We start from the raw sequence: 601 nt of genomic DNA on the forward strand, positions 1-601 counted from the left end.
CGCCGGGCCAGAACGGGGCCGCGGCACGCCGCCCCGAGGAAATCGATGCTGAACCGGCTGCAGATGCCCGCGGGCAAGGCCATCGCCTTGGCCGCGATGCCGACGGCCGTGTTGATGGGCATGGGGCTCACGCCGCAGCTCGCACAGGCCGAGACCCAGGCCAAGGACCGCTTCAAGCCCGGCCCCTGCGTGACCCAGTCGGACCAGCAGGACGGCGAGGACGAGCGGGACGGCAAGGACAAGCGGGACCCGCGGCAGGACGACAAGCGGCGGGACCAGCGGGACGAGAAGCAGAACGGCAAGCCGGGCGACAAGCCGGGCGGCGGGGACAACGAGCCGATCCCGCCCGGGAGTTCGGCCTCGCCGGGCGGAGAGGCGGCCGACGACCGCGAGCCCGCGCCGGGCGCCACCTCCGACGCGCGGCCCGAGAGCGACCAGGCCACACAGGCGCCCCCGAAGCCGTCCTCCACGACGGGCGACCCGAAGCCCGGGTCCGAGGAGACCGGGGGCACCACGGCCCCCGAGGACGCGGCCAAGCGGCCCGGCACCACCCCGAGTCCGTCCCAGACCGAGCCGAGGAACCCGCTCGACCCGCTGGGTC

General features: G+C 75.5%; 1 pseudogene. It reads left to right on the plus strand.

The features are described 5' to 3' along the window. Positions 1-120: 120 nt before the first annotated feature. Positions 121-601: pseudogene (locus KUM32_RS39305) on the plus strand (hypothetical protein); the annotation flags it as partial.

Source organism: Streptomyces sp. AC627_RSS907 (genome assembly GCF_019049165.1).